Consider the following 26172-nt stretch of genomic DNA (forward strand, 5'->3'; position numbering starts at 1 on the left):
CGGGCACGCTGGCCCGATACGTCTTAACAGTGTTGCGGGCGGCTAGGCCCGGCGACTAGGGCCAAAGGTCCGGTCCTTTACGAACGCACCAGCCGCGCAATGGCCGCCGAGGCCTCCTTCAGCTTGGCCTCGGCTTCGGTGCCACCGGCCATGGCCGCGTGCAGGACACAGTGGTTGAGGTGATCATCGAGCAGGCCGAGAGCGACCGATTCAAGGGCGCTCGTCATGGCGGAAATCTGGGTCAGAATGTCGATGCAGTACTTGTCGTCGGTGACCATGCCCTGCAGGCCGCGAGCCTGGCCCTCGATGCGGCGCAGTCGCTTGAGATAGGCGTCCTTGTTCGAGATGTAGCCGTGCGGGCCGTCGTGGGTCTCGGAATCGCTCATAACACTGTCCTCTGCGTTGCTCGTGAACCCCATACCCAAGTGTACCCCCTCGGGGTATAGTGGGGAAAACGGTACCCCCAAGGGGTATGCTCGAATGAGTACCCGTTCGAGGATACAAGACAGTGAGGAACGACCATGAGCATAACGACCGCGTACGGCGTTGACGGAATGACCTGCGGCCACTGTGTCGCGAGCGTGACCGAAGAGATCGCAGCTCTTGCGGGCGCCGAAAACGTCACCGTAGAACTCGTCAAAGGCGGCACCTCTCAGGTCACCGTGACGAGCACGTCGGAACTCGACCGAACCCTGGTCGCCGCGGCCGTTGAGGAGGCGGGCTACCAGCTGGTAGCCGCTGCCTGATGACCGCCGGCCAACAGGTTGACCTGCTCGTGGGGGGCATGACGTGCACCTCGTGCGCTGCCCGCATAGAGAAGAAGCTCAACCGGATGCCCGGGGTCGAAGCCAGCGTCAACTACGCCACCGAGAAGGCGAGCGTGTTCGTGCCAGAGGGGACCAGCGTCGACGACGCCATCAAGACCATTGAAGCCACCGGCTACACGGCCGCGCTGCCGGCCCCTGTTGTCACTGCGGATGCCGGCTCCCTCGAGGTGTCTGCCCTGCGCCAGCGCCTGCTCGTCTCGGCCGCGCTGACCCTGCCGGTTGCCGCCCTGTCGATGATTCCCGTGCTGCAATTCACGAACTGGCAGTGGCTGGCCCTCACCCTGGCGGCTCCGGTCGCCATTTGGGGCGCCTGGCCGTTCCACCGCGCCGCCTGGGTGAACGCCCGCCACGGCGCCGCAACCATGGATACCCTGGTCAGCGTCGGTGTGCTCGCCGCCCTCGGCTGGTCGCTCTACGCCCTGTTCTTTGGCATGGCCGGCATGGCCGGAATGACCATGAGCTTCACCTTCTCGGCCACCCCTGGTAGTGGCGCCGACGAGATCTATCTCGAGGTCGCATCTGCTGTCACGGTGTTTATTCTGGCTGGTCGCTATGCGGAGGCACGGGCCAAACGCAACTCCGGCGCGGCCCTCACGGCGCTGTTGGAGCTCGGTGCGAAGGAGACCACCCTGCTGAGGGACGGCGTGGAGAGCAGCATTAGCACCGCTCTGCTTGTGGTTGGTGACCAGTTTGTCGTGCGACCGGGGGAGAAGGTTGCGACCGACGGGGTGATCGTCGATGGCTCGAGTGCTATCGATGCGAGCCTGCTGACCGGCGAATCGGTGCCCCTAGAGGTGGGGCCCGGCGATAGCGTTGTGGGTGCCACGTTGAACTCCGGCGGAAGGCTCGTCGTGCGGGCGACGCAGGTCGGCGCCAATACCGAGCTGGCCCAGATCGGCCGACTGGTCGAGCAGGCGCAGACCGGCAAGGCCGAGGTGCAGCGCCTGGCCGACCGGGTTTCCGGCATCTTCGTGCCGATCGTGATCGGCCTCGCCCTGGCCACGCTGGCCGGCTGGCTGCTGGTCGGCGCCGGGCCGGCCATGGCATTCACTGCGGCCGTGGCGACGCTAATCATCGCCTGCCCGTGCGCGCTCGGGCTCGCCACGCCGACCGCCCTGCTGGTGGGCACCGGGCGCGGCGCGCAGCTGGGCATTCTGATCAAGGGTCCGCAGGTTCTCGAGTCCACGCGCCGTGTCGACACGATCGTTCTCGACAAGACCGGCACGGTCACGACCGGGCGCATGACGCTGTCGACCGTAGAGGCGTACGAATCTGGTTCTGAAGACGAGCTGCTGCGGCTGGCCGGGGCTGCGGAAAGTGGGTCGGAGCATCCGATTGCCCGGGCGATCACGGCGGGCGCTCGTTCGCATTTGGGTGCGGTGCCGTCGTCTTCGGCGTTCCTGTCGGACCAGGGGCTTGGAGTGCAGGCCACGGTTGACGGCCGGCAGATTCTGGTCGGGCGTCCGGTGTGGCTCATCGATCGGTGGGGACTAACCGTTCCGATCGCGATGCAGGCCGTGATGGGTACCGCCGAGGGGCTCGGCAAGACCGCCGTCATGGTGGCGTGGGACGGTCAGGTGCGCGGCGTGATCACCGTCGCCGACACTGTGAAACCTACGAGCGTCGCTGCGGTTGCTCGGTTTCGCGCGCTCGGGCTGACGCCCTTGCTGGTGACCGGTGACAATGCTGCCGCCGCGCAAAGTGTCGCGGCTGAGGTCGGCATCACCGACGTGACCGCCGGGGTGCTGCCCGCCGATAAGGCGCGGGTGATTCGTGAGTTGCAGGCGAAAGGGCACGTGGTCGCGATGGTCGGCGACGGCGTGAACGATGCCGTCGCTTTAGCCACCGCTGACCTCGGCATTGCGATGGGGTCTGGCACCGACGTCGCCATTGAGGCGAGCGACCTCACGCTCATGCGCAGCGATCTGCTCGCCGCAGCAGACGCCATCCGCTTGTCGCGCCGCACCCTCTCGACGATCAAAGCCAACCTGTTCTGGGCCTTCGCCTACAACGTCGCGGCGATACCGCTCGCGATGGCCGGTTTGCTCAATCCCCTGATCGCCGGCGCTGCGATGGCCCTGTCGTCGGTCTTCGTGGTGACCAACAGCCTGCGCCTGCGCGGGTTTCGGGCGCTGCCGGTAGCCTGAGCGTTTCTCGCGTCGGGAGTGTGTGGTTTCTTTTGCAGACGGGGCCCGGGCCCGGAACGTGGGCCCAGTTTGTAGACTGGGCCCACGTTCATAAGGTGGGCCCAGCGCGAGCGGGTGCCGCGGATGCCGCGCCCGCCCCCACTCCGCCGTCACCCCGTCACCTTGCGCGTGGATACCCTCTGGGGTATATTTGCTTTGGAGGCACACGTGAAAATCATTATTGTAGGCGGAGTTGCGGGCGGAATGTCGGCGGCCACCAGGTTGCGCCGGCTCGACGAGAGTGCCGAGATCATCGTGTTCGAGCGCGGACACTACGTATCGTTCGCGAACTGTGGCCTGCCGTATTTCGTGGGGGGAGTCATCCGTCGTCGCGATGAACTGCTGTTGCAGACCCCCGAATCCCTCGAGGCCCGCTTCGCGCTCGACGTGCGCATCGACACCGAGGTCGTGCACATCGACCGAACGGCCCAGACCGTCTCCGTGCGCAACCTGCTCACCGATGAAGAGAGCGTCGAGCACTACGACCGCCTTGTGCTCGCCGCCGGTGCCTCGGCCCGCTCGGGGGCGACTGAAAGCACGATTCCCACCCACACGCTGCGCACCGTCGACGACGTCGACCACATCAACGCGGTGCTGACGAGTGTCGCAGCGGCATCCGCTGTCGTGATCGGCGGCGGATTCATCGGCCTCGAAGCCGTCGAAAACCTCGTGCAGCGCGGCGTTCAGGTAACCCTCGTGCAGCGCGGGCCGCAGATCTTCACCCCGCTCGACCCTGAAATGGCCGCGCCAGTGCTTGATCGCCTGCGCGAGCGCGGCGTCGACGTGCGCCTGAACACGACCGTGACCGGTTCCGTCGCATCAGGCACGGTCGCCCTGAGCGACGGCACGACCGTGCCGGCCGACCTCGTGATCGACGCGAGCGGCGTGCGCCCCGACGTGACCCTCGCCCAGCAGGCCGGCCTCCGCATCGGCGCGAGCGGCGGCGTCTGGGTCGACGGCACGCAGGCCACCAGCGATCCGCTCATCTTCGCGGTCGGCGACGGTGTCGAGAAAACGGATGCTGGAAACGGCTCCGGCACCCTCGTCACCATGGCCGGACTCGCCAACCGCCACGGCCGCTCGGTCGCCGACAGTATCGCAGGCACCCCCGAGCAGGCCGCCCCGGCCCTCGGTACTGGAATCCTCGGGATCTTCGGCCTCACCATAGCGCTGGTCGGCTGGAACGAGAAACGCCTCGTCGCCGCCGGGCGCGCCCACCGCATCGTGCACACGCACCCGGCCAACCACGCGGGCTACTTCCCCGGCGCCGAGGGAATGTCGATCAAGCTGCTCATCGATGCTGAGACTGACGCCATTTTGGGCGCGCAGATTGTGGGCGGCGCTGGGGTGGACAAGCGCATCGACGTGCTGGCGGTCGCGATGGCGGCGGGGCTGGGGGCATCCGCTTTGACGCGTCTCGAACTCGCCTACGCGCCGCAGTATGCCTCGGCGAAAGACCCGATCAACCAGCTCGGCTACGTCGCTTCAAACCTCGCCCAGGGCACGAGCGTGAACCTGCAATGGCACGAATTGGAGGCGGCACGCGCGGCAGGCGCCGTAATCGTCGACGTGCGATCGGCCGGGGAATTTGCCGCTGGCAGCATCCCGGGCGCGATCAACCTGTCGCTCGACGACCTGCGCGAGCGGCTCGTCGAGCTGCCGCGGGTGCCGCTGATCGTGCACTGCCAGGTCGGCCAGCGCGGCCACACCGCCGCGCGCATCCTCACCCAGCACGGTTTCGACGTGCAGAACCTCGACGGCGGCTACCGCACCTGGCTGGCCGGAACTGTCACTTCACCCATTTTGGAAAGAGCCCTCGCATGAAAGAAATCACCGTCACGGAGCTGTCAGCCCTCACCGAACCCGTCGTCATCGACGTGCGCGAACCGTGGGAGTATGAAGCCGCCCACGTGCCCGGAGTCGTGCATATTCCGATGGGCGAGGTCGTGGCTCGAATCGGCGAGATTCCAGCGGATGTTCCGGTGCACGTCATCTGCGCCCTCGGCGGTCGCAGTGCGCAGGTGGCCGAGTACCTCGCGGCCCGCGGCCATGATGCCGTGAACATTGCCGGCGGGACGACGGCCTGGCAGCAGGCTGGGCTTCCGACCGAGCAGGGGGCCTGAAGTGGACGACGTTCGGGTCGCCGAGCAGAAAAAGGTTCTCAACCGGTTGCGCCGGGCGCAGGGACAGCTGACCGCTGTGATTGCCGCGGTCGAGGGTGGCGGCAACTGCCGCGACGTCGTCACGCAGCTCGCCGCCGTGTCGAGTGCGCTCGACAAAGCGGGTTTCGTCATCGTGTCGACCGCGATGCGCGACTGCCTGGAGAACCCAGACGACGAGAACTCGCTCACGGTGGCGGAGCTCGAGAAGTTGTTCCTGACGCTAGCGTAGCGGTGGGGGTGTGGGGCATCCGCTCCCCGGGGGTGGAACGGGCGGGACTCAGACCGCGGCGGGCACTCCGAGGCCGGCAAGCATCTCGATGACATTGCCCTTGACCTGGTCGCGGATGCGCCGCACCTCGTCGATCGGCTGACCCGCCGGGTCGACGAGTTTCCAGTCCACGTAGCGTTTGCCGGGATAGATCGGGCAGGCGTCGCCGCACCCCATGGTGATCACGACGTCGGCCGCCTGCACGACATCGTCGGTGAGGGGCTTCGGGAACGACTCGTCGAGCGACAGACCGAGCTCGGTCATGACCGCGACCATTGTGGGGTCCAGCTCCGACGACGGCATCGATCCCGCCGAGCGCACGTGCACGGCGCCACCGGACAGTGTGTTGGTGAACACCGCAGCCATCTGCGACCGGCCGGCATTCTGCTCGCAGACGAAAAGCACTTCGGGTACCGCACGCTCGATGGCGCCCTTGGCCTGGGCGAGCGCGGTGAGGCGCTCGAGCGAAAACCGCGCCGTGCGGGTGGTGAGGTGTGCCTTCACGCTCGAGGTGCGCAGCAGCCCGGTGTAGGACTCGAGCACGTAACGTTCAACGGTTTCGGTGGCGAAAACGCCGTGAAAGCGCTCGGCCAGGTCGCCGGCGAGTCGCTTGAGGGACTCTTCGGGATAGCTGAGGCCGGGAAGCATGGTCTAAGCCTCGACCGGAAGAATCTCGGCGAGGAGCGCCTCGACGCGCGCCTTGATTTCGTCACGAATGGGGCGCACGCTCTCGATGCCCTGGCCGGCCGGGTCGTCCAGCAGCCAGTCCTCGTAGCGCTTGCCGGGAAAGATCGGGCAGGCGTCGCCGCAGCCCATCGTGATGACCACATCGGACTGCCTGACGGCCTCGGTCGTGAGAATCTTCGGCACGTTGCCCGCGATATCGATGCCCTCCTCGGCCATCGCGGCGATCGCCACCGGGTTGATCTGGTCCTTCGGCTCGGAGCCGGCCGAGAACACGTCGACGCGTCCCTGCGCGAGTGCGGTGAGGTAGCCGGCGGCCATCTGTGAGCGGCCGGCATTGTGCACGCAGACGAACAGTACGGAGGGTTTCATTGGGGTCTTCTTTCGTTTAGACGTGGGTACGAACGGATGCGGCGGCCAGCGTCGGCAGGTCGGCCGCCGGAATCCGCTCGGGAAACAGGCGGGGCTTCAGCCACAGGGAGACGTAGACGAGGGCGACGAGGGCCGGAACCTCGATCAGCGGACCGACGATGCCGGCCAGGGCCTGGCCGCTGAGCGCGCCGAAGGTTCCGATCGCGACGGCGATGGCGAGTTCGAAGTTGTTGCCGGCGGCGGTGAAGGCGAGCGTCGTGGTGCGCTCGTAGGTCATACGCAGCAGGCGTCCGGTGAGAAAACCGACCAGGAACATCACCGCGAAGTAGACCAGCATCGGAAGTGCGATCCGCGCGACATCGCCGGGGTGGTCGATGACCTGCTGGCCCTGCAGGGCGAACAGCATCACGATCGTGAACAGCAGCCCCCAGAGGGCGAACGGGCCGACCCGGGGCAAAAACTTAGCCTCGTACCAGGCGCGGCCACGGCGAGCCTCGCCGATGCGACGGGATAGGTAACCGGCCAGCAGCGGGATGCCGAGGAACACCAACACGCTCACGGTGATCGCCCAGATCGAGAACTCGGCGCTCGTCGTCGGCAGACCGAGCCAGCCCGGCAGTATTTGCAGGTAGAACCAGCCGAGGGCGCCGAACGCCACGACCTGAAAGACGGAGTTCACGGCCACGAGGAAGGCCGCAGCTTCGCGGTCGCCGCAGGCCAGGTCGTTCCAGATCAGCACCATGGCGATGCAGCGGGCGAGGCCGACGATGATGAGCCCGGTGCGGTATTCCGGCAGATCGGGCAGAAAAATCCAGGCCAGGGCAAACATGAGCGCGGGCCCGACCAGCCAATTCAGCAGCAGGGAGGAGACCAGCAGGCGCTTGTCGGCGGCGACGGCACGGGCATCCGTGTAGCGCACCTTGGCGAGCACCGGGTACATCATGATGAGCAGTCCGATGGCGATCGGCACGCTGATCGACCCGATGGTGAATGCGTGCAGTACGTCACCGACGGCCGGCACGAACACGGCCAGCAGCAGGCCGAGGCCCATGGCGGCGAGAATCCAGACCGGCAGCAGCCGGTCCATCGCGCCGAGCCGGGTGGGGGCGATAACTGTGCTGCTCACGAATCTCCAAGTGTCGACGACAGCGATTCGCGGTAACATTGATCGTTGTCGATGCTAACGCTAAGACATTACATCGACTAATGTCAATCCAAGGAGGATGTGCTCAGATGATGGTGACCCAGACCCTGCCCCTGACCGACATTTCAGCGGATGCCTGCACCTCCTCGTTGGCTCGCGCGGCCATCGCCCCCGAACACGCTGAGACCCTCGCGCGCTCGCTCAAGGCGCTCGCTGACCCGGCGCGGCTGCGCATCATCTCGATTGTGGCCGCCCACGCCGCCGCCGAGGCCTGCGTGTGCGACCTGACCGACCAGCTCACGTTGAGCCAGCCGACCATTTCGCACCATCTCAAGGTTCTCGTCGACGCGGGGTTTCTCACCCGGGTTAAGCGCGGCACCTGGTCGTACTACAGTCTGGTGCCCGGTTCGCTGAACTCCGTCGCCGGGGTGCTTGCTGCGGTCTGACGCACGGTTTGGTCTGCTCGCTCCGCAGCATCCGTTCGACCTGCACGATCATTCGAGGCCGCTGGTCTTCGATACGTGCACCGGTGGGGCGTATTCTGGCCACGGCGATGGATCCCGCCCGAGCATCCGCTCAAACTGCCCGCGCTGATGGTTCCTGCTGAGTGCAACAGGTAGGTGAACCATCGCCACGAACAGGCCACGAGCCGTACACCTGCGCTGGCGCTACCTCGGCCTCGTCTTTCTCGGCGGAACCGCGGGCACCGCCCTCCGCCAAGCGCTCGGGCTGCTGTTGCCGCCGGTCGATCTTGCCGCGGGCGCCCACCTGCCGCTGACTATCCTCGGTATCAACGTACTCGGAGCCCTGCTGCTCGGGTTGCTGCTCGAGGCGCTCGTGCGCCCCGGACCCGACGCCGGCGGCCGCCGTACCGCGCGTCTGCTGCTCGGTACGGGCCTGCTCGGCGGATTCACGACCTACAGCGCCCTCGCCACCGACAGCGCCCTGCTCCTTCACGGCGGCGCCATCGGAGCGGCCATTGGCTATGCGCTGGGCACGGTACTGCTTGGCGGGCTCGCTACCTGGCTCGGAATCGTGCTGGGCGCGGCGTTGCACCGGCGCGCGGTCGGTGGCGGCGCACCCGCTCGAGGGGAAAACGGATGACCCCGCTCCTGTTCCTGGCAGTCGCTGCGGCTGGGGGCCTGGGTGCGTCCGCCCGGCTGTTTCTGGACGGCCTCGTGCGCGCCCGTCTTGGTGGCGCGTTTCCGTACGGCACAACCATCATCAATGTGAGCGGCTCGCTGCTGCTCGGCCTCGTCACCGGCCTCGCGATGAACCACCTGATCGCGCCGGAATGGAGCCTCGTGCTCGGCGTCGGCCTGCTCGGCGGGTACACGACGTTCAGCGCGGCTAGTTTCGAGACCGTTCGGCTAGCCCAGCAACGGCGGTATCTGGCCGCGCTGGCCAACGGGATCGGCATGCTGGCGGCATCCGTTGTCGCGGCGGCGTTCGGTCTGTGGGCCGGGCTCACGCTCGGCTAGCTTCTCGAACAGCGGGGCACGGCGCTGCCGGCCGCCCCGGTCAGCGGAAGCACGGACTTTTGGTGGCTCCTCGCGAGGGTGGGTGCGCACACACCGAGATGTCATATTCAGCCCCTTGGTCAACACTCATGGGGCCGAACGTGTCGTCTCGCGTCGGGTAGCCCGTGTTCATGGGGCTGATTGCGTCGTCTCGCAGAAGCTGGTCAGCATTCACTGGGTCGAACGCGTCGACTCCCGGTAGGTGGGCCGGTCACCCGGCGGACTCCTCGAAATAAAGGTGGGCGTGCAGCCGGCAGCCGGGGTTGAATTCGGCGGCGCAGTGCAGACAGCGTTCGACCCGGCGATACTCAGCGATGCTGAGCTCGCGGTGGCAGGCTCCGCATAGAATCGCAAGCTCCGACCACTCGGATTTCGGCCACCGCCGAGCCGCATGCGGAACGGACTCTAGCCGCACGGCCTCATCGTGGCACTGAAAGCACGGGTAGTAGCGCCGGCAGCAGGCGAACCTGATCGCCACGATGTCCAGCTCCGAATGAAAGTGGATGCACCGGGTCGCCAAATCGAGAACCGCCCCGAACACGTGCGGCGCAGCATCCGTTCCGGTGGACGCCACGCCGCCATTCGTCGGGGTCGCCCTACCGGCGGCCGCACTCATCGAGCGTTCGGACGGCTTAGGCACCGCGCTGTCTGCAGGCATCCCCAGGGTCGCTATTCTGCCGTTCCTGCAGCGATCATCTGCTCAGTGACGAAGGCTTCGAAGGAAGCGGCATCGCTGTTGGAGCCCGAGTACTTCACGCCGTTCACCAGCACCGTCGGGGTTCCCTCGACTGCGTCAATGTTGGAATTAGGAATCGGGCCGTCGAGCGCGCGCTGCGTCGAGGCGTCGACCCAATCGGAGTAGGTCTGGTCGGCGATGCAGCTGGCGACGTTGCTGGAGGTCACCCCGGCTCCCTGGGCGAGGCTGGTCAGCTCGGCATCGGTCCGGCCGGTTGTGTTCTCGGCGGGCTGATCGGCGAACATGGCCGCGTTGAAGTCGAGAAAGTTGTTGGGGTCATAGTTGGCCACGCAGGCGGCCGCGTTTGCGGCGCGGGTGGCGTATTCGGTGCCCGACGACAGCCGGTCGAGAATCGAGATCGGGTGGATCTCGACCGTGGCGTTTCCAGCGGTGACCCAGCCGGTGATCTGTTCGCCGTTGGTGGACTCGAAGTCGCCACAGATCGGGCACAGGTAGTCGACGTACATCACGATGTTGGCCGTGTCGGAAAGTGCGCTCTGGTCGGTGGCGATGGGGTCGGCGTCAGCCTCGAGGGCGGCCGTCGTGGCGGCGGATACCGTGGTGCCGTCGCTGCCGAGCAGGATGCCGTCGCTGGCCATGTTGGCCGGGCCCGGCGCCGCCTTGGCGGTGACGTTGTTCACGATGACCACGGCAACGATGGCCACCACGGCGAGTAGGCCGATGCCGATGCCCCCGCGCAGAAAGAGTCGTCGGCGTTTGTCCCGCTTGACCTGCTCGGCGCGCATGAGACGCGCGGTCTCGCGGGCGTCTTCGCGGCGGTCTTTCTTGGGCGGACGGGCCTGGCCGGAAGCGCTCATGCGGAAGTTCACCATTCGTTCGTCGCTGCTGTTACCTACGACGTTAGCGGCCCTGCCTAACGCTGCGGTTCAGACGGGCTGGGAACTGGGTGGGAGCAGACCCGCACGCGGGCGGTTCCGGATGACCGTGGCCGGCCGGGAATCCAGCAAACGAGCAACGTCTTGCCATCGCCAAGGACCTGACTAGTTACTTTGAGTTTCATCAAACATCGACCCAAGACTCCATTGTTGGATCCCTGACGCTCCGTTGTCGCAAACAAATCAGCTTACGGATGCGCCACTCATTTGTGCCTTGTTGATTTGTTCGGGGGCAAGTGCGTATTCGATCGCCATGATGCCGGCACCGATCGCTCCAGCGTTTGTCCCCGCTCGGGATGCTGCGATAGTGAGGTTCTGGGTGGCCAACGGCATAAAGCGGGAGTACACGACTTCGCGGATGCCGGCAATCAACTGGTCACTGAGCTCGGACAGCGCGCCGCCGACTACGATGACGGACGGGTTGAAGATACTCACGCACATGTTGGGCACTTCGCCAACGTCGCGACCGGCTTGTCTGATCGCTCGCATCGCACTCAGGTCGCCGGTTTTGGCCAGAGCAATGAGCTGGTCGACGGATGACAGCTCGATCCCCGTTGCGCGAAGATTGGCCATGACCGCCGGGATCCCGGCGACGGCTTCGAGGCATCCGGAGTTTCCGCAGCGGCACATGATGCCTGCCCCACGAGTTATCGCGATGTGACCGATATCGCCGGCGCTTCCGTCTTCTCCTCGCTGCAGAGAACCGGCGGAGATGATTCCTGCGCCGATTCCCGTCGAGATCTTGACGAACATCAAGTTGCGGACCTCGGGCCAGCCCTTCGACTGCTCACCCAGGGCCATTACGTTCACGTCGTTGTCGACCAAGACAGGGACGTCGAAGGCCCGCTGCAGGTGGCTCGGAACGTCATAGCCGTCCCAGCCAGGCATGATCGGGGGGCTCGTCGGCCTACCGGTCGAGTGTTCCACCGGACCAGGCAAACCGATCCCTATCGCGATGGTCTTTGCTGCGATGACTCGTCTGTTCCAGCAGGGCAGCGATGGTACCGGTCATCCAATCGAGTGATTCTGCAGGACCGGATGCGATATCGCGTTGTGAGCGCTGCGAGATGAGCGCTTCCCCTGACAGATCCATCAAGGCCACTGTCGCGTGACTCGCCCCAAACTGTGCTGCTGCGACGACGCGCGCGCGTTGAGCGCAACCCGAGCGGACGGTCTACCGCCGGTGGAGGCAGCCGACTCCAAGGGACGAGCCCAGGTGAGCTATCAGCTTTGCAGAACTACACGTGGTCGCGCCAGCTGTGCTCGGGGGTGAAGCCGAGCATCCGCTTCGCCTTGTCGATCGATAACAGGGTCTCGTGTTCGCCGACCGCCCTGGCGACTTTGACGTTCGGAAAGACCTCGGCGGCCAGGCTCGCGCTCGATCGGCTCATGACCGTGTCGGCGGCCGCGATGATGAACGTCTCGAAGCCCGGCTGGGCCCGTTCGAGCGCCCGCAGCACGGCCTGGGCGCCGTCGCGACCGTCGATGTAGCCCCATAGGTTCCACTTGCGCAGGGTGGCGTCGTCGTTAAATGCAGGGAAGGCCGCGTAGTCGTCCTCGTCCATCACGTTGGAGAAGCGCAGCGCCGTGATGCTCAATAGTGGATCCCAGCGCACGAACTGGATAGCCATCTGCTCCTCGAGGTGCTTCACCAACGAATATGTGCTCTCCGGCCGGGCCGGGTACTCCTCGTCAACCGGAATGTACGGCGGGTCGATGTCGAATGGCAGACCGAGGGTCGTCTCACTCGAGGCATAGACAATGCGCTTGATGCCCGCCCGCCGCGCCGCCTGGAACACGTTGAACGTCGCGAGCATGTTGTTGTGGAAAGTGGCTACATCGGGCAGAAGGCCAGGGGCCGGGATGGCCCCGAGATGCACGAGCGCGTCAAACCCGTCTGTGCGGTCGTCGATGCCGAACATCACGTCGATAACCTGACCATAATCGGTCAGGTCGATCGTAGTGAAGCCATCACCGCGAGATCCCGCGCGGTCGAGGTTGGTGACGGCGTGACCCTCGTTGGCGAGGCGCGCAACAACGCTGCGGCCGAGCTTGCCACTGCCACCGGTGACGGCAATTCTCATGAGTACTCCTTGATTTTATAGCGGATGCCGCTGGCTTACACCTCGCGCTGCTCCGGCGAGGTGGTCTTGCGCGGGTCGAACTCGGCCAGGTCACGCACGGCAGCATCGATCCTCGCCAGCACGTCGGCGTCGAGGTGCACACCGGCGGCCTTCACGTTGTCGGCGACCTGCTCGGGCCGGGATGCCCCCATGATGGCGGATGCGACGTTCTTATTCGCCAGCACCCAGGCGAGCGCCAGCTGCGCCATGGTGAGGCCGAGCTCGTCGGCGATGGGGCGCAATTTCTGCACGCCGGTGAGCACCGGCTCGCTCATCCAACGCTTGATCATGTTGGCGCCGCCCTGGGCATCCGTTGCCCGGCTGCCCGCGAGGGGCGCCTGACCCGGCAGGTACTTGCCGGTGAGCACGCCCTGAGCCACAGGGGACCAGACGATCTGCGAGACGCCGAGTTCTGCGGCGGCCGGAACCACCTCGGATTCAATCACGCGCCACAGCATCGAGTACTGCGGCTGGTTGGAGATCAGCTGAATGCCGAGGTCGGTGGCGAGGGCGTGGCCGGCGCGCAGCTGCTCGGCGTTCCACTCGCTCACCCCGATGTACAGGGCCTTGCCCTGGCGCACGATGTCGGCAAAGGCCTGCATCGTCTCCTCGAGCGGGGTCTCCACATCGTAACGGTGGGCCTGATAGAGGTCGACGTAATCCGTTTGCAGCCGGCTGAGCGAGCCGTCGATCGACTCGAGGATGTGCTTGCGGGAGAGGCCGGTGTCGTTGTGCCCCTTGGGGCCGGTCGGACCGAAGACCTTGGTGAAGATTTCAAGGGACTGGCGGCGCTCACCGCGGAGGGCATCGCCCAGCACCTGTTCGGCGACGGTATTGGCGTAGACGTCTGCGGTATCGAACGAGCTGATTCCGGCGTCGAGGGCCGCGCGCACGCAGGCCGTTGCGGTGTCATTCTCGATCTGGGACCCGTGGGTGAGCCAGTTACCGTAGGTTATTTCCGAAACTTTCAATCCACTGTTGCCGAGATATCGAAACTCCATGACGTCCCTATCTGGCGCCTCGTGCCTGTCAGCGCCCTTGGTGATTTGTTGACATTGGCAACGTATCACCCGTCGGGCTTGTTCGGCGCAGTAACCTGACTTCTGACTAAAAAAAAGCGAGCGGGAAGCCGAGGGCAGTGGACGCCATTCAGGGCAATAACCATGACGATGTGCGCAGGCACAACCTGTCGATCATCCTGCGCCTCGTGCACCGCGATGGCGCAGCGTCGCGCGCCCAGCTCACCCGCCTGACCGGCTTGAATCGGTCGACGATCGGCGCTCTGGTCGCGGAACTGGTCGAACGCGGCCTGGTCGAGGAACGCACTCCCGACCCCACGAAGCTCGCCGGGCGACCGAGCCCGATCGTGGCGGCAAGCGACCGCGTCGTGGCCATTGCGGTGAATCCTGAAATCGACGCGATCACTGTGGGCGTTGTCGCCCTCAGTGGCGTCGTGCACCGGAGCATCCGCTTCGCGACGCCAACCACGCCGACGGCCGCCGAGGCGGTCACTATTACGGCGGGCATCATTGCTGACCTGCGCCTCGGCCTCGGTGACTATTCCGTAGTCGGGCTGGGCGTGGCCGTGCCGGGCCTGGTGCGCGCCCACGACGGTCTGGTTCGCGACGCTCCACACCTCGGCTGGGTTGACGTACCTCTGTGCGAGATGCTGGCCGCGGTCACCGGTCTGCCCGTCGTGGCCGCCAACGACGCGAGCCTCGGCGTCACGGCGGAACGCTATTTCGGAGCGGGCCAGGGAATGACCGATCTCATCTACCTCAATGGCGGCTCGAGCGGCATCGGTGGCGGTCTCGTCGTCGGGGGAGTTGCGGCCGGCGGACGGGCAGGCTACGCGGGGGAATTCGGGCACACCTGGGTCAGCGCGGGCTATCGCACCGACTCAGCCGGTATCGCCGGCACTCTCGAAGCCGAGGTAGCCCGCGGCGCGCTCCTGGAGGTGCTCGGCCTCTGCGCCGGTGAAACGGATGCGGACACCCTCGAACGCGCACTGCTCGCCTCCGACGTACCCGCGGTACGCGCCGAAGTGAATCGGCAGCTCGATTTTCTGGCCGTCGCCCTGGCCGGCGCTGTCAACATCCTCAACCCAGAACTCATCGTGCTGGGCGGCTTCCTCGCCGCGCTGTATGCGGTCGACCCCGGGCGCCTGACGCGCGCGGTAGGCGCACTGACGCTCGGAGCTGCGTTCGACGAGGTCAAGATCGCCCCCGCGATCCTCGGCTCGAATCTGCTCCTGATCGGTGCCGCCGAACTGGCCTTCGAAACGCTGCTTCTCGATCCACAGTCCGAAAGTGGGAATAGTTCGGGCCTATCCCCGCTTAGCGTAAGGGCGGCCGGGAGTGCCCCCGCAGCCGTGTCGCCCGAAATCGCACCGCCCGCCGCCATCCAGCCTCTCTAGACCAGCCAAGGACATCCGTTTTCGTGATTACTGCCAGTATCCCCGTGGTTAGCGCCGCGCAACTCGCCTCCACCGCCGCGCACCCCGGAGACAAACTGACTCGGCGCCAGCGCATTGTCTACATTCTTATTCTCGGGGCGCTCACGGCGCTCGGCCCGTTCACCATCGACCTCTATCTGCCGGCCTTTCCGACTCTGGAAAGCGAATTCGGCGTGTTGCCATCGGTCATTCAGCTCACCCTGACGGGAACCATGATCGGTTTTGGTTTCGGCCAGCTGGTTGTGGGGCCCTGGAGCGACAAGATCGGCCGACGGCTGCCGCTCATGCTCGCGACCGGTCTGCACATTCTCGCCTGCGTCGGCGCCGCCCTGTCGAACGACATCATCGTGCTCGCCATCTTCCGTGTGCTGCAGGGCTTCGGCGCCGCGGCCGGCGCGGTCGTTGCCATGGCCATGGTGCGCGATCTGTTCGGTGGCAAGCCGCTGGTCAAGATGCTCTCCCGCCTCGCGCTGGTCAGTGGCCTCGCGCCGGTGCTGGCGCCGGTCATCGGTTCGCAGCTGCTGCTCGTCATGAGCTGGCGCGGCATCTTCTGGGTACTCGCCGCCTACGGCGTCATCGTGATTATGGCCGTCGCCTTCTGGATCGTTGAAACCCTGCCCGAAAGCGCACGCCACGCGAACGGCCACAGCACCCTCGGCCAACGCTACAAAGCGGTACTGAGCGACCGCACCTTCGTGGGCGTCGCGATCATCGGGGCGATGACGTTCACCGGATTGTTCTCGTACCTGTCGGCTTCGCCATTTCTGTTCCAGGACGTTTACGCGTTCAGTCCGCAGGAGTACGGCCTGCTGTTCGCCGTCAACTCCCTCGGCGTGGTTACCGGGGTGCAGCTGAGCTCGCGCCTGATGCACCGGTCCAACATTGGGCCGCAGTGGATTCTTTCCGTCTCCACGGTTGTGCTGGTGATCACTGCCGGTGCGATTGTGCTGCTCGACCTGGCTGGCGCTGGGCTGTGGGGCACCCTGGTACCGCTCTGGTTCTTCATCGCGGCCTGCGGCTTCACGCTGCCGAGCGTGCAGGTCATCGCGCTCAATGCCCACGGACACGAGGCCGGAACCGCAGCCTCGTTGCTTGGCGCAGCCAACTTCGGTGTGGCCGGTCTGATCTCGCCGATTGTGGGACTGCTCGGAGTGGGCACGGCGATACCGATGGCATCCGTGATGGGCGTCACCGCCGTGATCTCCATACTTTCGCTCTGGCTGATTGTGCGCCCGCGCACCGTTCCGGCGCTCGACCGCTAGGCCGAGGCGCTCGCCTTTCGAGGTATTCGCCGACCGGGCCCATGGTGTGACGCCAGGGCGATGGCACGCCGGGGTCCGATTGCGGGCCGCTCCTCTACGATGGCGAGATGACTAACCCGGAACGCGCCGCAGACCCCAAAGCTCGCCGCATTTCCCGTCGCTGGCCTGTCGTCAGCGGGATCTCCGCCATGGCGTTGGCCGCCCTCCTCGGCCTCGTTGTGGTCGTGCGGGCCAACGGCGTCGTCCTCGAGGTTGACACCGAGTGGATGGGCGAAATCGTCGAGCACCGCTCACCGATCTGGGAAATTCCGTCGCTGTTCATGAACGCGCTCGGCGGCGGCCTGTTCGGCGTTCTGATCGTGCCGCTCCTTATCATCCTCGTGATCGTGCTGATCAAACGGCCGTGGGCAGCCGGGTATTACCTCGTGGCCACGGTGCTGAGTGCGGGCTTCGTGCAGCTGCTCAAACAGGTCTTTGGACGGGCCCGCCCTGAAGACATGCTGGTCATGTCTGATTTCGGGTCGTTTCCTTCTGGCCATGTCGCCAATGCCGCTACCATGGCGGTGTGCCTCGCCATCATCTTTCCGCGGCTCTGGGTGGCGCTCGCCGGCGCCATATACACGATCGTGATGCTGCTCAGCCGCACCTACTTGGGAGTGCACTGGCTCACCGACACCATCGGCGGGTTATTGCTCGGCGCTGGTGTCGCCATCGTGCTGTGGGCTCCGGTCGCCGCCAAACTCGATGGCGAACGGGACCTCGCCGCCCGGCGTCGACTCGAACGGCAGAGACAGAAAGAAGCCAGGTCGTGACGAAAGTCCGGCGCAACGGTGAGGTGTCGTTCTGGTGGGACCAGCTCGGTCGGTCAGCCCCGCGCGCGCCCCTGCCCGGATCGACGCGAGCCGATGTCGTCATCGTCGGCGCCGGATACACCGGACTGTGGACGGCCTACTACCTCAAGAAGGCGGCACCGCAGCTGCGGGTCGTCGTATTAGAGGCGCGCTTTGCCGGCTTCGGCGCCTCCGGCCGGAACGGCGGCTGGCTGACCAACTCGGTCACCGGCGGCCGCGAGCAATACGTGAACAGCCATGGTCGCCCCGCCGCCGAACAGTTTCAAGCCGCCATGAACGACACGGTCGATGAGGTCATCCGGGTGGCGGTCCTCGAGGGCATTGACGCTGGAATCGTCAAGGGCGGTGAGTTCACGGTGGCCTACGACCCGGCGCAACAGCGTCGGCTGGAGCAGGTCGCCCGCGCCGAGCAGTCGTGGGCGCACACCGACGTTGAATTGCTCTCGAAAACCGCGGCGCAAAACCGCATCAACGTGGCGGGCACCACCGGCGGAATGTGGCATCCGCACTGCGCCCGCATCAACCCCGCCGCACTCGTCGCCGGACTGGCCCGCACGGTTGTGTCCCTCGGCGTGGAGATCTACGAAAACACCCCGGTGAGTGAGATCGCGCCGCATCGGGCAGTGACCACGGCCGGAACCGTCGACGCTTCGTTTGTTGTGCGCGCAACAGAGGGATTCACGACCAGCCTCAAAGGGCTGCACCGAACGTGGCTGCCCATGAACTCGTCGCTGATCGCGACGGAGCCGCTCGCGGCATCCGTTTGGGAGAGCATCGGCTGGTCGGGCCGGGAAACCCTCGGCGACATGGCACACGCCTACATGTACGCGCAACGCACGAGCGACGACCGCATCGCCATCGGCGGACGCGGCGTGCCGTACCGATTTGGTTCCCAGACGGATGCCGACGGCCAGACCCCGCAGGTCACCATCGACGCGCTGCGCGAAATTCTGGTGCGATTCTTTCCGGCGACGGCCAAAGCACGCGTCGACCATGCCTGGTCTGGTGTGCTCGGCGTGCCGCGAGACTGGGCTGCGACCGTGGGTCTCGACCCGCAGACCGGACTGGCCTGGGCCGGCGGCTACGTGGGCACCGGCGTGGCCACCACGAATCTGGCCGGACGCACTCTGACCGATCTGATCCTCGGTCGAGACAGCGGCCTCGTAGCTCTGCCCTGGGTCAACCACCGGGTACGAGCCTGGGAACCCGAGCCGTTGCGTTGGCTCGCCGTCACCGCCCTCTACCGCGCCTATTCACTGGCCGATCGAGCCGAGCTTGCCGGGCGTCGCACCACGTCACCGCTCGCGCGCGTGGCCGACGTCGTGTCGGGTCGGGGACACTAGCCGACCAAACGGGCCCGGAAGTCGCCGGGGAAGCGTGCGTGGGGTACTAGATTCCCAGACGAGCGGCGTGTCGAGTCCAGCCATGCACCAGCTGCGGGCGGAGTCGCCCCAGTTCGGCCACGGTGAGCGGGTCCGGTGGTCGCAGCACGGTCACCCCGAGAGTGTCGATGATGTTCTCCAGACCGGAGCGGGGCCAGACCTGGCCCCGCAGGCGGAGCAGCACATCGCCGGCGGAGTCCAGCAGGTACAGATGAGGGAGGGTATCGACCATTCCGCTCTGATACAGATCGACGAGCACGACGCTGGCAATTTCAGCCGTGCCAAAGGTGGTCACGCGGCCCAGCAGGTTTCGGCTTTCCAAGCGCCCAGCCGTCACGGTCACGCACACTTTGCGGGCTTCGAGTACCGCGATCACGCCGAGAATGGTCAGACCGAACTGGACGGCAGCAACAAAGATCCAGGTGTCGCGAGGGATAGTGAGCCAATACAGCACGATCAAAACCGGGACCAGCAACGACAGTGCAGCGATAATCGACCGCGCAACCAGCTTGCGCCGCGGGCGCAAAACATGCCGAACAGCCGGCTCAGACCCCTCGCGCATCATGTGATTCGTTTCACCCCTCAGGTTGAGTATCCCGTACATCGACCATGTATCGCGCTGCTAATTCGAGGGGGTAGACGAATCTGTCCAGAGCGAGTAGTTTTTTTCATCGACGAATCAGGGGTAATCCGCGGGGAGCGCGCCCGGCGTAGAGTTGGCTCCGTGCACTCACGGGCCATCATCCGCGAACGCGGCAACACAACGAAGCGGCACCGGCTGCATCCGGCGCAGGTCGTCGTTTCCGGCTTCGCCCTGACCATTCTCGGCGGCACGGCGCTGTTGATGCTGCCGAACGCCCGGGTCGGGCCGGGCGGCGCATCGTTTCTGGAGGCCCTGTTCACCGCGACGAGCGCCGTGTGCGTCACCGGGCTGACCGTCGTCGATACGGCGGTGTACTGGACACCGTTTGGTCAGGTCGTAATTCTGCTGTTGATTCAAATCGGCGGGTTCGGCATCATGTCTTTCGCTTCGGTCGTCGGGCTCGCGATCGCCCGTAAGCTCTCCCTGCGCTCGCGCATCACGGCCGCCGCCGAAACCAAGAGCGTCGGTCTCGCAGACGTGAAAGGACTGGTGCTCGGCGTCGTGCGTATCTCGCTCGCCATCGAGGTCACCGTGGCGATGCTGCTCGCGCTGCGCTTCATGTTCGGCTACGGCGAGCCCGTCGGCCGGGCCATCTGGCTGGGGGTGTTCCACTCGGTGTCGGGCTTCAACAATGCCGGCTTCGCCCTGTTCAGCGACAATCTCATGGGGTATGCAACGGATGCCTGGATCTGCCTGCCGATTGCCGCCGCGGTTATTCTTGGAGGCCTCGGCTTTCCGGTGATCGTGCAGCTGTGGCGGCAGCTGAGGCAACCGGGGCGGAATCCTCGGCACTGCTTACAGCGCGCATGGTCGATTCGGACCTGGACTATGAATACCCGCATCGTGGTAGCCGGCACACTCGTGCTGCTCGTTCTCGGAACGGCATATATCACCGCCGTCGAATGGTCGAATCCGAATACGCTCGGCCCGCTGGATGGGCCGGGCAAACTACTGGCCGGATTCTTTCAAGCGGTGCAGACCCGCACCGCCGGTTTCAACAGCGTCGACATCGGCCAGCTCGACTCCGCCACCCTTCTCGGCATGGACATTCTGATGCTCATCGGTGGCGGTCCGGCCGGCACCGCCGGTGGCATCAAGATCACGACGTTCGCCGTGTTGTTCTTCATTATCTGGACCGAGGTGCGCGGCCAGGTTGCCGTCAACGTGTTCGGCAAGCGCCTATCCCGGGCGGTACACCGAGAGGCCATCACGATCGCGCTACTGGCCGTCGGTGTCATCATCGCCGCGACGACAGCGTTGATGCTCATGACGGACATCTCTCTGGATGCCCTGTTGTTCGAGACGATCTCTGCTTTTGCGACGGTGGGACTATCGACCGGGATCACTGCGGGGCTGCCCTGGGGCGGGCAGGTCATCCTGATTCTGCTCATGTTCATCGGTCGTCTCGGCCCGATCACCTTCGCGTCGGCCATCGCCCTGCGCGAGCGCCACAACACCTACGAACTTCCCAAGGAAAGGCCGATCATTGGCTAAATATTCGTTGTTCGGGCGTAGCGACCCAGCGCGCCTCGCCGAAGCTGAATCGGTCGTCGTGATCGGTCTCGGCCGGTTTGGCAGCGCGCTCGCCCTTGAACTCATGAACAGTGGTACCGAGGTGCTCGGCATCGATGGGGACGAAGAGGTGGTGCAGATGCACAACCGGCTGCTCACTCATGTGGTGCGTGCCGACTCCACCAAGGAGGCAACGCTGCGGGAGCTGTCGGTGCCCGACTTCTCGAGCGTGGTCGTGGCGATCGGCGGCGATATTCAGGCGAACATCCTGACCGCTTCGCTGCTGCTGAAACTGGGCATCGCGAACATCTGGGCCAAAGCCGTCAGCGACCCGCACGGCGAAATTCTCACCCAGCTCGGCGTCAACCATGTCATCTACCCGGAGAAAGACATGGGGAAGCGGGTTGCCCACTTGGTGCGCGGCGCCATGCAGGACTACATCGAGATCGGCGAGAACTTCGCGCTGGTCAAAACGGCTCCGCCGCGCGCGCTCATCGGCGTCCCCCTCGGTCAGGCCAAGGTGCGTGCCCGCTACGGCATTACCGTCACCGCGTTTCACCGCCCCGGTGCCGGTTGGAGCTACACCTCGCTCGATACCGTGATCGAAGACGGCGACATCATTCTCATCGCCGGAGAGTCGGCGCGGGTCGAAGAATACAGCCTGATGCGATGAGTTCCCCTTTCGCTTTTCTTGCGGATGCCCCGCTCGGCACCCGAGTCGTCGTGCGCACGCGCATCCCGGGTGGGTATACCGATGCGCTCGGGTTTCTGCGCGGCCGCAGCGCGGCATCCGTGTCGGTGGAGACCAAGCGGGGACTGGTTACGCTCGCGATGGCCGACGTTGTGGCCGCTAAGGCAGTGCCGCCGGCGCCACAGCCACGACCGCGACGGACCTAGCTCGGGTCTTGGGGAGCGGCATCCCAGTCACTGCCGAGGTTGACGACGCAGAGGTGCGGGCCGACGAAGGGGCGCAGTTCTACCGCGCTGTCGTCGTGGCCGAGCGTGCGCGCCACCCGCTGGATGAGCCCGAGGTGTACGGCGCAGACCACGCCCGGGTTTTCTCGGGCGGCCTCGCGAAACGGACAGGCCGTGAGCGCGATCGATTGCTGGGCCGCATCGAGTTCGGGGGCGAATTCGAGCTGGTCGAGGAGCTCGACCAGCGGGGCGGGGCCCGCTCCAGTCGAAGCTGCGAGGCCACCGGTGAAGGCCTCCGACCACTTCTCGCCGGCCCGGATAGCCCGGGCCCGGCCGCCGTCGTCGTCCTCGGCGAGCACTCCGGCGAGGGCATGGCCGAGCTGATCGCGGGTGTCACCGCGAGCAGCCGTGACGGCGGTGAAGCGGATGCGTGGCCGACCGCGCTGGCCGGACCGTACGGGTTCTCGTTCGATGAGCCGCGCGGCCAGGAGCTGGTCGAGGTGGAACCGGGCAGTGGTGACGTGCAGATTCATCCGGTCGGCAACGGCAGCCGCATCAAGCGGTTCACTGGAAGCGGCCAGAAACTCGAGCACGCTGCGCCGGACCGGCGATGCCAGCGCGGCATGCCAGGCGGGGGTGCGTTCTTCGGAGTTCACCCTATGAGACTAACCCGGATTTGTGAGCAGTCGCATACTTTTAATCCCGCAGGGCGGGCAGGCTAGATGACGATGCGCAGCGGCTCTTCGAGCAGGGTGGTGAGATCGCGAAGGAACGCTGCGGCGACGGCACCGTCGAGTACTCGATGGTCAACGGTCAGGGTGATCTTCACCGTCGGCACCGTCACGAGAACGCCGTCCCGCACTGCGGGTACGTCGCTCGCCGCGCCGATTGCCAGGATACCGGCTTCTGGCGGGTTCAACACGGCGGTGAAGGAGTCGATGCCGAACATGCCGAGGTTGCTGATGGTGAAGGTTCCCCCCGACATCTGCGCGAGGGACAGACTGCCGGTGCGGGCGAGACCGGCCAGGGCGCGGGTTTCGGTGGCGATGGCGCCGAGCGACTTCTGGTCGGCATCGGTGACGACGGGAACAAGCAGACCGTCATCGGTCGCGACGGCGACGCCGACGTTGACATGGTTGTGGCGCAGGATGACGCCGTCGCCCCAGGACGCGTTGACTTCCGGGTGCGCGCGCAGCGCGACCGCACTGGCGCGCACGAACAGGTCGTTCAGGCTGACCTTGGTGCCGAGCGCGGCGAGCGACTCGTTGACGTCGGCGCGGAAAGCGACGAGGCGTTCAACGTTGACGACGCTGGTGAGGAAGAAGTGCGGAACGGCCTGGCTCTCGGTGAGCCGGCGGGCCGTGACGGCGCGAATGCGGCTGACGGGCACGGAGACGGAGTCGGTCGAAACGGCGGCCGGTGCGGGCTGGGCCGGCGCTGCGGCCCGAGGCGCTGTCGAGGCAGCGGATGCTGTGGCCTCCTGGGCTACGATTGCCCGGTCGACGTCGGTGCGGGTGATGCGGCCCTGCGGCCCGGTGCCGACGATGGCGTGCAGGTCGATACCGTGCTCGCGGCCGATTTTGCGGGCCAGCGGCGAGGTGCGCAGTTCACCCGTCTGGGTTGCCGTGGGCGTGGGGGCATCCGTCGGGGGTGTTGCTGTGGGAGTCGCTGCGGGAGTCGCTGCGGGTGTTGTTGGGACAGCCACAGGGGCCGCTGCCGGAGCTGCGCCTTCAGCGACGATGTTGCTGCCGTCTCCGATGCGCGCGACCGGTGCACCGATCGGTACGAGTTCCCCGGCCACGACGAGCAACTGCTCAAGAATGCCGTTGTCGAAGGCTTCGAGGTCCATCGTGGCCTTGTCGGTTTCGATTTCGGCGAGTACGTCGCCCTTGTGAATCTCGTCGCCGACCTGCTTCATCCAGCGACTGAGTTCGCCCTCCTCCATGGTGTCGGAGAGACGGGGCATAATGACGTCGGGCATGGCCGGCTCCTAGTTGTCGTTCGGGGTAGATGAAATATTGAGTACCTCGCGCACGACCTTGGCGAGGTCGGCGGCGCTGGGCAGGGCGGCCTTCTCGAGGGATTTTGCGTAGGGGAGCGGCACCTCGGCGGCGGCGACGCGACGCACCGGGGCGTCGAGAAAGTCGAAGACTCCCTCGCCGATGGTCGCCGAGATCTCGGCGCCGATGCCGTAGCTGAGCCAGTCATCTTCGAAGACGACAGCGTGGCCGGTCTTCTTCACCGAGGCGCAGATGGTGTCGCGGTCGAGCGGCCGCAGGCTGCGGAGGTCGACAACCTCGATCGACAGGCCCTCGGCTTCGAGCTGGCGAGCCACCTCGAGGGCGGTCGTGGTGCCGCGCGAGTAGCTCACGATGGTGAGGTCGGTGCCGGTCTTGACGACAGCGGCCTTGCCGATCTCGGCGATCTGCTCGCCGTCGGGAACTTCACCCTTGGCGCTATAGAGCGAAAGGTTCTCTAAGAAGATCACCGGGTCGTCGTCGCGAATGGCAGCGGTGAGGAGCGCCTTGGCGTCGGCCGGGGTCGACGGGGCGACCACCTTGAGTCCCGGAATGTGCGCGTACCAGACCTCGAGGTTCTGCGAGTGGGTCGCGGCAAGCTGCTGCCCACCGCCACCGGGCATGCGGATGACCAGTGGAATGGAGACCTGGCCGGCAAACATCGACCGCATCTTGGCCGCGTGGTTCACGATCTGGTCGATCGCGATGAGGCTGAAGTTGATGGTCATGATCTCGACCACTGGGCGCATGCCGAGCATCGCGGCCCCGAGGGCTGCGCCCACGAAACCTTCTTCGGCGATCGGGGCGTCGAGCACGCGATCGGGTCCAAAATCTTCGAGCAGTCCGGCAGTGATCTTATACGACCCCTCGAAAATGCCGATCTCTTCACCGATGAGGAAGACCTTGTCGTCACGTTCAAGCTCGGCGCGCAAAGTTTCGTTGAGCGCCTGGCGGTAGGTGATCGTGCGGGTGGTGGCTACTTCGGTGTTCACGATTTCAGTCATCACAGTGCGTCCATAACGGGTTCTCCGGGCAAAGCGGCGGGCATATTTGCCACCGCCGTCGCGTATACATATTTGAACAGGTCATCAACGTCGGGCTCTGGGCTCTCGTCGGCGAAAACGACCGCCTCGGAGACCCGCACGTCGGCGGCCTCGTCGATGGCGGCGGCATCCGTTTCGCTGAACACGCCGGCGGCGATCAGCTTGGCGCGAAAGCTCGGTACCGGGTCGGACTGCTGGGCGATGGTCGTGTCTTCGCTCGAGCGGTAGCGGGCCGGGTCGACCACGGAGTGGCCGCGTAACCGGTAGCACATGACCTCGAGCAGCACCGGCTGGCGCGACTCGCGGGCCTGCCGGAGTGCATCGCGGGCGGCGTCGCGCACGGCAAGAACGTCGTCGCCGTCGACCCGCACGCCGGGCATGCGGTACGACGCGGCGCGCTTGTACAGTTCCGGTTCAGCGGATGCTTTCTCGACGGTTGTTCCCATGCCGAGGCCGTTGTTGACGATCACGTAGACAATCGGAAGTTTCCACAGCCCGGCCAGGTTGAGCGATTCGTGGAACGCGCCAATGTTGGTGGTGCCGTCACCGAGCAGGCACATCACGGCCGCAGCGTCGGGGCCAGCCACTTCCTGATTTTTCAAAGCGAGCGCGGCGCCGGTCGCCGGGGGAATTTGCCCGCCGACGATGCCATAGCCGCCGAGCAGGCGCGTTTCAGCGTCGAACAGGTGCATCGAGCCGCCGCGTCCGCCCGAGACGCCGGTGACTTTACCGAACAGTTCGGCCATGACCCGATCGGGCGACAACCCGCGCAGCAGCGCATAGCCGTGGTCGCGATAGCCGGTGAACAGATAATCACGGGCCTCGATAGCGGCCATCAGGCCGACCACCGTGGCTTCTTCGCCAAGGTTCAAGTGGCAGTAGCCGCCGACCTTGGCCCGGGCATACATCTCGCTGGAGCGCAACTCGAAGGCTCGTACCAACGACATCTTTTCGTAATAGTCACGCAGAGTGTCGGCGGGTTCTCCGCCCGTGGACTCGACTGCTGACTCCGGTCGCGTGCGGGCTTTTGCCGCCATGTGATCCCACTTCCTGCGTGCTTCGTTTGACAAGACTAATACCGTGTGCTGAATATTTTCTTTTCTGACCGTGCAGCGGAAGGATCTGCGGGGAGAGAGCGAGAAACTGACCGATTCTGCTGCCGCTCAGCATGAG

At 65.7% G+C, this 26172-nt stretch carries 30 protein-coding genes and 1 riboswitch; of the genes, 15 read left to right on the forward strand and 15 right to left on the reverse strand.

Features of this window, described 5'->3' with window-relative positions:
• Window positions 1–77: 77 nt before the first annotated feature.
• Entirely contained in the window at window positions 78–386 is a 309-nt protein-coding gene (locus CXY70_RS11645; protein ID WP_104192621.1) for a metal-sensitive transcriptional regulator, read from the reverse strand.
• A 135-nt stretch (window positions 387–521) separates the two neighbouring features.
• Between CXY70_RS11645 and CXY70_RS11650 the strand changes: the two genes are divergently transcribed.
• From CXY70_RS11650 to CXY70_RS11670, 5 genes are all read left to right on the forward strand, one after another.
• On the forward strand, window positions 522–746 hold the full coding sequence (locus CXY70_RS11650; protein ID WP_104192528.1) for a heavy-metal-associated domain-containing protein: 225 nt from the start codon (window positions 522–524) through the stop codon (window positions 744–746).
• Window positions 746–2974: a cation-translocating P-type ATPase gene (locus CXY70_RS11655; protein ID WP_104192529.1), complete on the forward strand. Its 2229-nt coding sequence runs from the start codon at window positions 746–748 to the stop codon at window positions 2972–2974. Before CXY70_RS11650 ends, CXY70_RS11655 begins: the two co-directional genes overlap by 1 nt.
• Before the next feature lie 207 nt (window positions 2975–3181).
• Entirely contained in the window at window positions 3182–4837 is a 1656-nt protein-coding gene (locus CXY70_RS11660; protein ID WP_104192530.1) for an FAD-dependent oxidoreductase, read from the forward strand.
• A complete protein-coding gene (locus tag CXY70_RS11665; RefSeq protein ID WP_104192531.1) occupies window positions 4834–5136 on the forward strand; it encodes a rhodanese-like domain-containing protein in 303 nt (100 codons plus the stop codon). Before CXY70_RS11660 ends, CXY70_RS11665 begins: the two co-directional genes overlap by 4 nt.
• A gap of 1 nt (window position 5137) precedes the next feature.
• Window positions 5138–5404, forward strand: a complete 267-nt coding sequence (locus CXY70_RS11670; RefSeq protein WP_104192532.1) for a metal-sensitive transcriptional regulator — start codon at window positions 5138–5140, stop codon at window positions 5402–5404.
• A gap of 48 nt (window positions 5405–5452) precedes the next feature.
• On the opposite strand, the gene CXY70_RS11675 is transcribed toward CXY70_RS11670, so the two are convergent.
• The 3 genes from CXY70_RS11675 to arsB are packed head-to-tail and all read right to left on the reverse strand — an operon-like array spanning window position 5453 to window position 7586.
• Window positions 5453–6091, reverse strand: a complete 639-nt coding sequence (locus CXY70_RS11675) for an arsenate reductase ArsC (protein ID WP_104192533.1) — start codon at window positions 6089–6091, stop codon at window positions 5453–5455.
• 3 nt (window positions 6092–6094) lie between these two features.
• Window positions 6095–6499: an arsenate reductase ArsC gene (locus tag CXY70_RS11680; protein WP_104192534.1), complete on the reverse strand. Its 405-nt coding sequence runs from the start codon at window positions 6497–6499 to the stop codon at window positions 6095–6097.
• Window positions 6500–6515: 16 nt separating this feature from the next.
• The gene (gene arsB, locus CXY70_RS11685) at window positions 6516–7586 is read right to left on the reverse strand and encodes an ACR3 family arsenite efflux transporter (RefSeq protein ID WP_104192622.1); all 1071 of its coding nucleotides are present in this window, start codon (window positions 7584–7586) and stop codon (window positions 6516–6518) included.
• A 146-nt stretch (window positions 7587–7732) separates the two neighbouring features.
• Here arsB and CXY70_RS11690 point away from each other — a divergent pair, with 146 nt between their 5' ends.
• The 3 genes from CXY70_RS11690 (at window position 7733) to crcB (ending at window position 9124) form a co-directional block, all read left to right on the forward strand.
• Window positions 7733–8089, forward strand: a complete 357-nt coding sequence (locus tag CXY70_RS11690) for a helix-turn-helix transcriptional regulator (RefSeq protein WP_104192535.1) — start codon at window positions 7733–7735, stop codon at window positions 8087–8089.
• 94 nt (window positions 8090–8183) lie between these two features.
• Window positions 8184–8253, forward strand: a riboswitch (Fluoride riboswitch).
• A gap of 47 nt (window positions 8254–8300) precedes the next feature.
• On the forward strand, window positions 8301–8747 hold the full coding sequence (locus CXY70_RS11695) for a CrcB family protein (protein WP_255412035.1): 447 nt from the start codon (window positions 8301–8303) through the stop codon (window positions 8745–8747).
• Window positions 8744–9124: a fluoride efflux transporter CrcB gene (crcB, locus tag CXY70_RS11700; protein WP_104192537.1), complete on the forward strand. Its 381-nt coding sequence runs from the start codon at window positions 8744–8746 to the stop codon at window positions 9122–9124. Before CXY70_RS11695 ends, crcB begins: the two co-directional genes overlap by 4 nt.
• A 250-nt stretch (window positions 9125–9374) precedes the next feature.
• On the opposite strand, the gene CXY70_RS11705 is transcribed toward crcB, so the two are convergent.
• From CXY70_RS11705 to CXY70_RS11725, 6 genes are all read right to left on the reverse strand, one after another.
• Entirely contained in the window at window positions 9375–9821 is a 447-nt protein-coding gene (locus CXY70_RS11705; protein WP_233205907.1) for a CHY zinc finger protein, read from the reverse strand.
• Between the two features lie 11 nt (window positions 9822–9832).
• Window positions 9833–10717: a thioredoxin domain-containing protein gene (locus CXY70_RS11710; RefSeq protein ID WP_104192624.1), complete on the reverse strand. Its 885-nt coding sequence runs from the start codon at window positions 10715–10717 to the stop codon at window positions 9833–9835.
• A gap of 261 nt (window positions 10718–10978) precedes the next feature.
• On the reverse strand, window positions 10979–11722 hold the full coding sequence (locus tag CXY70_RS11715; RefSeq protein WP_158250970.1) for an ROK family protein: 744 nt from the start codon (window positions 11720–11722) through the stop codon (window positions 10979–10981).
• A complete protein-coding gene (locus CXY70_RS17830) occupies window positions 11703–11888 on the reverse strand; it encodes a hypothetical protein (RefSeq protein ID WP_158250971.1) in 186 nt (61 codons plus the stop codon). Before CXY70_RS17830 ends, CXY70_RS11715 begins: the two co-directional genes overlap by 20 nt.
• Before the next feature lie 145 nt (window positions 11889–12033).
• The gene (locus CXY70_RS11720) at window positions 12034–12879 is read right to left on the reverse strand and encodes an NAD(P)-dependent oxidoreductase (RefSeq protein WP_104192539.1); all 846 of its coding nucleotides are present in this window, start codon (window positions 12877–12879) and stop codon (window positions 12034–12036) included.
• Between the two features lie 35 nt (window positions 12880–12914).
• Entirely contained in the window at window positions 12915–13919 is a 1005-nt protein-coding gene (locus tag CXY70_RS11725; RefSeq protein ID WP_104192540.1) for an aldo/keto reductase family protein, read from the reverse strand.
• A 137-nt stretch (window positions 13920–14056) separates the two neighbouring features.
• Between CXY70_RS11725 and CXY70_RS11730 the strand changes: the two genes are divergently transcribed.
• The 4 genes from CXY70_RS11730 to CXY70_RS11745 all read left to right on the forward strand — a co-directional run bounded on the left by CXY70_RS11730 (window position 14057) and on the right by CXY70_RS11745 (window position 18829).
• Entirely contained in the window at window positions 14057–15334 is a 1278-nt protein-coding gene (locus CXY70_RS11730; protein WP_104192541.1) for an ROK family transcriptional regulator, read from the forward strand.
• Between the two features lie 23 nt (window positions 15335–15357).
• Entirely contained in the window at window positions 15358–16635 is a 1278-nt protein-coding gene (locus CXY70_RS11735; RefSeq protein ID WP_233205908.1) for a multidrug effflux MFS transporter, read from the forward strand.
• Window positions 16636–16742: 107 nt separating this feature from the next.
• Entirely contained in the window at window positions 16743–17447 is a 705-nt protein-coding gene (locus CXY70_RS11740) for a phosphatase PAP2 family protein (protein ID WP_233205909.1), read from the forward strand.
• A complete protein-coding gene (locus CXY70_RS11745; RefSeq protein ID WP_104192543.1) occupies window positions 17444–18829 on the forward strand; it encodes an FAD-binding oxidoreductase in 1386 nt (461 codons plus the stop codon). Before CXY70_RS11740 ends, CXY70_RS11745 begins: the two co-directional genes overlap by 4 nt.
• A 46-nt stretch (window positions 18830–18875) precedes the next feature.
• Here the strand turns inward: CXY70_RS11745 and CXY70_RS11750 are convergent, their stop codons facing one another.
• Window positions 18876–19433 (reverse strand): hypothetical protein, encoded by a 558-nt coding sequence (locus CXY70_RS11750; RefSeq protein WP_104192544.1) that lies wholly within the window; start codon window positions 19431–19433, stop codon window positions 18876–18878.
• 159 nt (window positions 19434–19592) lie between these two features.
• Between CXY70_RS11750 and CXY70_RS11755 the strand changes: the two genes are divergently transcribed.
• From CXY70_RS11755 to CXY70_RS11765, 3 genes are read left to right on the forward strand one after another with little or no spacing between them, the layout of a single operon-like run.
• The gene (locus CXY70_RS11755; RefSeq protein WP_104192545.1) at window positions 19593–21005 is read left to right on the forward strand and encodes a TrkH family potassium uptake protein; all 1413 of its coding nucleotides are present in this window, start codon (window positions 19593–19595) and stop codon (window positions 21003–21005) included.
• On the forward strand, window positions 20998–21696 hold the full coding sequence (locus tag CXY70_RS11760) for a TrkA family potassium uptake protein (RefSeq protein ID WP_104192546.1): 699 nt from the start codon (window positions 20998–21000) through the stop codon (window positions 21694–21696). Before CXY70_RS11755 ends, CXY70_RS11760 begins: the two co-directional genes overlap by 8 nt.
• On the forward strand, window positions 21693–21920 hold the full coding sequence (locus CXY70_RS11765; protein WP_104192547.1) for a ferrous iron transport protein A: 228 nt from the start codon (window positions 21693–21695) through the stop codon (window positions 21918–21920). The genes CXY70_RS11760 and CXY70_RS11765 overlap by 4 nt, the downstream gene beginning before the upstream one ends.
• Here CXY70_RS11765 and CXY70_RS11770 read toward each other — a convergent pair.
• The 4 genes from CXY70_RS11770 to pdhA all read right to left on the reverse strand — a co-directional run bounded on the left by CXY70_RS11770 (window position 21917) and on the right by pdhA (window position 26036).
• Window positions 21917–22594: a metalloregulator ArsR/SmtB family transcription factor gene (locus CXY70_RS11770; protein ID WP_104192548.1), complete on the reverse strand. Its 678-nt coding sequence runs from the start codon at window positions 22592–22594 to the stop codon at window positions 21917–21919. The two genes, CXY70_RS11765 and CXY70_RS11770, sit on opposite strands and share 4 nt — an antisense overlap.
• 62 nt (window positions 22595–22656) lie before the next feature.
• A complete protein-coding gene (locus tag CXY70_RS11775) occupies window positions 22657–23919 on the reverse strand; it encodes a dihydrolipoamide acetyltransferase family protein (protein ID WP_199183424.1) in 1263 nt (420 codons plus the stop codon).
• A gap of 9 nt (window positions 23920–23928) precedes the next feature.
• Window positions 23929–24960: an alpha-ketoacid dehydrogenase subunit beta gene (locus CXY70_RS11780; RefSeq protein WP_104192549.1), complete on the reverse strand. Its 1032-nt coding sequence runs from the start codon at window positions 24958–24960 to the stop codon at window positions 23929–23931.
• Window positions 24960–26036, reverse strand: coding sequence for a pyruvate dehydrogenase (acetyl-transferring) E1 component subunit alpha (pdhA, locus tag CXY70_RS11785; protein ID WP_104192550.1), 1077 nt, complete (start codon window positions 26034–26036; stop codon window positions 24960–24962). Before pdhA ends, CXY70_RS11780 begins: the two co-directional genes overlap by 1 nt.
• Between the last annotated feature and the right edge of the window lie 136 nt (window positions 26037–26172).

This window comes from Cryobacterium sp. Y82 (genome assembly GCF_002929495.1).
Lineage (GTDB): Bacteria > Actinomycetota > Actinomycetes > Actinomycetales > Microbacteriaceae > Cryobacterium > Cryobacterium serini.